The 6,000-nt window shown below is 27.9% G+C and carries 7 protein-coding genes; 4 read left to right on the top strand and 3 right to left on the bottom strand.

What is annotated here, in order from left to right; translation table 11 throughout:
* Positions 1 to 204: 204 nt before the first annotated feature.
* The 3 genes from AACQ14_RS14400 to AACQ14_RS14390 all read right to left on the bottom strand — a co-directional run bounded on the left by AACQ14_RS14400 (position 205) and on the right by AACQ14_RS14390 (position 3,175).
* Complete coding sequence (locus AACQ14_RS14400; RefSeq protein WP_339364280.1) at positions 205 to 2,277, bottom strand: methyl-accepting chemotaxis protein; 2,073 nt, start codon at positions 2,275 to 2,277, stop codon at positions 205 to 207.
* A gap of 313 nt (positions 2,278 to 2,590) precedes the next feature.
* Positions 2,591 to 2,983, bottom strand: a complete 393-nt coding sequence (locus AACQ14_RS14395; protein ID WP_339364279.1) for a helix-turn-helix domain-containing protein — start codon at positions 2,981 to 2,983, stop codon at positions 2,591 to 2,593.
* Positions 2,984 to 3,022: 39 nt separating this feature from the next.
* Positions 3,023 to 3,175: a hypothetical protein gene (locus tag AACQ14_RS14390; RefSeq protein WP_339364278.1), complete on the bottom strand. Its 153-nt coding sequence runs from the start codon at positions 3,173 to 3,175 to the stop codon at positions 3,023 to 3,025.
* 184 nt (positions 3,176 to 3,359) lie between these two features.
* Between AACQ14_RS14390 and AACQ14_RS14385 the strand changes: the two genes are divergently transcribed.
* The 4 genes from AACQ14_RS14385 (at position 3,360) to AACQ14_RS14370 (ending at position 5,910) form a co-directional block, all read left to right on the top strand.
* Positions 3,360 to 3,764 carry a helix-turn-helix domain-containing protein gene (locus AACQ14_RS14385; RefSeq protein WP_339364277.1) on the top strand — a complete coding sequence of 135 codons (405 nt, stop codon included), beginning with the start codon at positions 3,360 to 3,362 and terminating at the stop codon, positions 3,762 to 3,764.
* Positions 3,765 to 3,851: 87 nt separating this feature from the next.
* Positions 3,852 to 4,073 carry a hypothetical protein gene (locus AACQ14_RS14380; protein WP_339364276.1) on the top strand — a complete coding sequence of 74 codons (222 nt, stop codon included), beginning with the start codon at positions 3,852 to 3,854 and terminating at the stop codon, positions 4,071 to 4,073.
* Positions 4,074 to 4,373: 300 nt separating this feature from the next.
* A complete protein-coding gene (locus AACQ14_RS14375; protein WP_339364275.1) occupies positions 4,374 to 5,105 on the top strand; it encodes a ZIP family metal transporter in 732 nt (243 codons plus the stop codon).
* A 34-nt stretch (positions 5,106 to 5,139) separates the two neighbouring features.
* Entirely contained in the window at positions 5,140 to 5,910 is a 771-nt protein-coding gene (locus AACQ14_RS14370; protein WP_339364274.1) for a zinc dependent phospholipase C family protein, read from the top strand.
* The last annotated feature ends 90 nt before the right edge of the window (positions 5,911 to 6,000 follow it).

The following is a 6,000-nucleotide window of genomic DNA, read 5'->3' as shown; positions in this document are numbered from 1 at the left end:
AAGAGTTGTATTGAAATAAAACAAGTAACGGTTGATGTGGGAGAGTATACCAGTTGAACCTTAACAAGAGTTGATCGAAATCTAGATGTAAATAACCATTAATTACTACAATATCTTCTTGAAACTATTATTTAAATAAAAGATATGGGTACAGTATATTTTACTTTACCCATATCTAAAAACTTAATCTAGAAAACAAATTTACTATAATTGAAATTTAGAAATTTCCTTATTTAGATTATCAATAAGTTCATTTAATGAAATTGCTGAATTAGCAACTTCATCAATTGCATTAAACTGTTCTTGAACAGATGAACTTATTTCTTGAGTAGAAGCTGCTGTTTCTTCAGATACTGCTGAAATGTTTTGAATAGAATCAATAATTTTATCTTTGGATACAGTTATATCAGATACTATTTCTGTAATACTGTCTATTCGTACTTTAATATCTTCCATTGCATGATTAATATGTTGAAAAGAATGATTAACTTCTTGTACTGCTTGAGATTGAATGACTGTTCTTTCGTTAACTTCCTTCATTAAAAGTACAGAAGTGCTACTTTCATCTTGCAAATTTGTTACAATAACTTGTATTTCTTCAGCAGCATTCTGAGAACCCTCAGCTAATTGTCTTATCTCGTTAGCAACAACTGCAAATCCTTTCCCATATTCGCCAGCTCTAGCTGCTTCTATTGATGCATTTAGTGATAATAAATTTGTTTGTTCAGCAATGGAACTTATAGTATTAAGTATACTACCAATATCATTTGATTTGTGTTCAAGATTATTTATGGCATTCTTTATTTTGTCGATAGCATTGTTATTAAGCTCAGTTTTTTCCTTTAATTCTTCAACTGCTTTTATACCTTGTTCATTAGAAGTAACAGCATGTTGGGCTTTTTCAATCATATCCTTACTATCAGCAGCAAGTTTATCAATGGTATCGCCTAGGCTAAGAGCTAACCGAGCTCCATTATCGGTATCAGCCGCTTGCTCACTCATTCCTCTTGCAATTTCGTCAATGGTTTTAGAAATTTCTTCTGATGAATTACTAACTTCCTCTGATATAGATGCTAGATTACTAGAAGAATGGCCTACTTTTTGACTTATATCATGTGAATTTAATACTAAGCTTTTTATCTTTGATACCATTATATTAAAATTTGAGACGATTTGACCTATTTCATCATTGGATTTATTGTTTAATTGAATACGCAGATTACCATTTGATACATCGTTTAAACCATTCAATATGTTAGGAATATATTTTAGTGACTTTTTAATGATTATAAATATAACAGTTGAAATAAGAATACAGACAATAATGTAAATAATAATTATTATATTACGAATGCTGTTAGTATAGTTAGTTACATAGCTTTTTTCTATTACCATAGCCACAGACCAATTATTACTAGTGATTGGATAATAAGCTATGATATTATCTATATTATTATATTTATATTCGTCTATATCATTTTTACCAGCAAGCATATTTTCAACAATATGACCTAATTCTTCTGAATTTTCACCCAAGTGCGTATTTATAAAAGAACTATCTGGATGATAAATAACTAGACCATTTGAATCAATTAATACAGGATAACTATTATTACCAATTTTATATTTTGATATAATTTCAGAAAGTTTGTCAAGAGATACATCAATAGCTGTCGCACCAATGGATTTGGTATTATCAAAAATTGGATTGCCGATACTTATTACTAATTTTCCAGTGACTATATCTATATAGGGAGAAGTAAAATAAGTTTTTTTACTCTTTATTGGACCTGTATACCAATCTCTTTCAAATAATGAAAAATCTTCGCTGACCTGGAAGTTTTTATCATTTGAAACGAAGTTATTGTTAGCTTCTAGTCCAATATATACTAATCCTAAATCTTCATCCGATTGTTTAATGTTCTGCAATGTTTTTAAAACTGAAGAATAACTGTTAACACTTTTTGCTTGATTTCTATTAGTTAAATTCTCGGTTTCTTTTATATATTCAATAATGCTATTAGTGTTAGACATTGTCTCAACAATTAATGCTTTTTCGTGAAAAAAATTATTAATTTCTAATCCTATACTTTTTGCTTGACTGCTTATTTCTTGCTTTATTAGTTTTTCTGTGATATTATGGATTTTGTTGTTGATAATTATTCCTGTTGTTACAAAGGTAATAATAAGAAGTGATATAATAATAAGCAATATTTTATTTGCTAAACTATGGCTAGAGTTTTTAGTTAATTTGTTCTTATTATTTTCTTTTTTCATATGTATTTCCTCCAAATAAATGTCAAATATAAGTTTGATAAACTACCAATATTAAAAAATTCCTCTCATTATAAAATTAAATAATTTTATAATTCACCTCTCTTCGTATATTATATATTTGTAGCTTATTAAAATAATGTTATTGTTATATTATATATCGGCATTATTTCTTATATTAAGAGAAATATATATAAAATATCCAGCGGACCATAGTATTCTGGTTATATTTTTAATTATTATAGCAGAGATCAAAGTAAAACTTAGCCTGAGCGAAAGGAATGAAAGTAAATATGAAGTATATTGTTTCTCAACATTAACACCTATTATTGAATATGCTCTTATGTGATTTACTTAATAATGATTTATCCATTAATCCATCTATATATCCTCTGACTTTACCTTTTTGATAATCGTCTAAATTACGATAATCGTTCAATAGATCAAATTCATCTGTAGTTACTTCATCATTATTTGATGGAGATGCATTCTTAATCACGAATATATCACCGTCACCATACAATAACCATTTTTGAGAAATATTATATACATTTTCCATATTGATAAGAGCCTTAGCAGATGGCTTATATCTGCCTTTTATCCAGTCAGTAACATTACCAGGAGAATAGTCTATTGAATGGGCAAATTCTTTTTTAGTAATCTGTAATTTCAGAATAGCTGTCTCCAATCGTTCACCAATTTTATCCATTGAAAAACCCCCTAATTAATTTTGTGTAAGTCATTCAAATCAATACCTATCAAGATAATGATTAACTAATAAATCTGTTTTTATTTTTCTCCATACTCTTTTTTTACCTATATAAAAACTAACTCTATCATAGATAAAACTTAGCATAATTCCTATACAAATCCCTATTAGTAATAGAACTAACTTATTCATAATATTTCATCCTTAATTAATTATTTTACATAAGTTAATGTTTAGTCAGAATATTTTATAAAAAGCTGTTAATAATATTATAGCGCCTATTAGGCTCTTTGTCAAACTGATAATGAGTATTATAGACGCATATTATTTACTATCACTTGCATTCATATTATGATTACTTAAAAGAGGTGAAATCGTGAACAACTTTGGCAGTATTCTAAAGGAATTAAGATTAGCAAATAATCTAACACAAAAAGAAATAGGTGATTACCTTGGTGTGAGTAGAGCTACAGTAGGAGGCTATGAAACTAAAGGTAAGCAGCCGGACTATGAAACGTTAATAGCATTATCAAAATATTTTAAAGTAACAATAGATTACTTATTAGGTAATGACAATAAATTTGATATGTCAAAAGCAAATAACGGATTGACAATTGGAAAAAAGTTAGAAGATCTTGTCAAAGAGGTAGAGAATACCAAGACAATTAAGTTCCGAGGACATGCAATAGATGATTTAACAAAAAATATCATTCAAGAAACATTAAGCTACTCAAAGAATATGCTTTATCTTTCTATAAAGAAAAAGAACAAAGAAGATTAAAATAAATTTTCAACGATATTGTTATTAAATAGTACTTTTTTAGTGTATAATAAACATATCAAATATTATACGTAAGGTGGTTATCCTATGAACAAGAAGCTGCGTATATTATCTAACATTATATTTTATATTGCTGTAGGAACATCTATATTTGCATTAGGGAAAACTTACTATGAAAGAAGTAAACTTCCAGATGGGGTTTGTCCAGTTAGTAACAATAACTGGTTATTGACTATTGGTATTAGTATGATAATACTATATTTGATAATAAGCCTAATAGAATGGTTTTTTTACAAAAAGAATAAATGAAAGAAGGTTCATATTACCTAGATTGGCAATATGAACCTTTTTTGCTTATGAACTTATGATGTATTGTTGCATATACTCCAATCATCGTAACTAATAACAGTAAACCTTTTTTCACTATATTTCCTCCTTATTTACATCATAATGACATTTTATACTATGTACATTAAGTACAAGTAAGAGAAAAATTAAAGATTAATTAAATATACATTAGAGAATACTGACAAAGAAATTTTTACCTTAATTAATTAATTCATACTTATATAACTTCTATCATATATACATTAAAAGAGGTGATTATATATGGGTAATAGTTTGTCTTTTTTAGTTAGCTTTCTAACTGGATTAATTGGTCTTTCATTAGGGGTAATCATGACTTATAGAATATCTGATAGAGGTAAAAGGTTTGAAGGTGTCATGCTTGCTTTTACAGCAGGATTAATGTTGGCTATTGTCTCATTTGAATTATTACCAAAAGCATTTGAGATAGGAGGCTTGAACATTGGTCTGATAGGTATTGGAATAGGTATAATATTTGTTATAGTACTGGAAGATTATCTTGATAAGAGCAAAAAAATTCAAAAAGACACAGAAAATAGATATATTAAAAGTGCCATCCTGTTATCTATTGCATTTATGATACATAATATACCAGAAGGTATTGCTATTGGTTCAATGATAGGTATTTCTGATAGAGAAGGATTAAGGTTTGCTTTTGCAATATTAGTACATAACATCCCTGAAGGTATGATTATAGCTATGCCACTTATAAAAAGCAAAGTCAGAATGTTTTATATACTATTAATCGTAAGTTTTATAAGTTTGTCCATGGGTATTGGAGCAATTATAGGATTATCACTTAGTCAGATATCTCCGGAATGTATTTCCATATCATTAGGTATTGCAGGTGGTATCATGCTCTATGTAACAACAGGAGAAATAATAGTAAAATCAATGAATCAATGGAAAGGCAGATCAATAACTATCTCAATTATATTGGGAATGATATTAGGAGTTCTATTATCGCATAATTAATTTTTGCTAAATAAAATAAATAGGTATCTTGATATTGGGTATAATAATCTTAGATGACATAAGTGATGACAAAGAAGGAATGCCAATGGGAAAAAGATTTGAAAAATATTACGGTAAATCTTTAAGAAGATTTTTAAAGATAATCAATCCAATCAAAAAAATATTCATATCAACAGATTGTGAAGTTCATAAATTCAATAATTATCACGGATTACAATTGTTAAAAAGATATAACTACGAAGATGAATATGATTTGTTTCGTGATTATCTAGATGATATTAATGAAGGGTCTGTCTGGGCAGATCAAGATTTCAGAAGTATTGCACACTTTTATAACCCTAACATAGAAAGAGGGTTATTCGGACATAGTCATTCTCTGGCAGTGACAAAAGATTATTATGACAAGGCTCTTAAACTATGGAAAGAAGGTAATAGAAGTAAGTCTATGTTTTATTTAGGTGCTTGCGTTCATATAATTCAAGACCTTACTATAAGTCAGCATGTTCAGATCAGATTGCTAAACAAACATAGACAATTTGAAAATTATGTAAAGTATACTCATGATTTAGTAAAAGAGTATATTGCCACAAAACCACCTATTTTATTGGATTCACCAGAGAAATATATAAGATATAATGCAAAGAGAGCTATTAGGATAGAGAAAAAGGTAAAAGATATTCCTAGTACCAAATTAAGATATTATAACAAGACTTTATATACATTACCATTAGCACAACGAACTACAGCAGGTTGTTATCTATTGTTCTTGAAAGATTTAAAAAAGGCAGGGGCTGTTCATCCATAATATATTATGGTTTGAAAGCCCCTTTCAAAAGGAGAAAAATTATATATTATTAGCTATACAGAAAGAAACTTTTAAAAGTAAACTTTCATA

Source organism: Vallitalea maricola, assembly GCF_036985595.1.
Lineage (GTDB): Bacteria > Bacillota > Clostridia > Lachnospirales > Vallitaleaceae > Vallitalea > Vallitalea maricola.
This window is presented reverse-complemented; position numbering and strand designations above follow the sequence as displayed.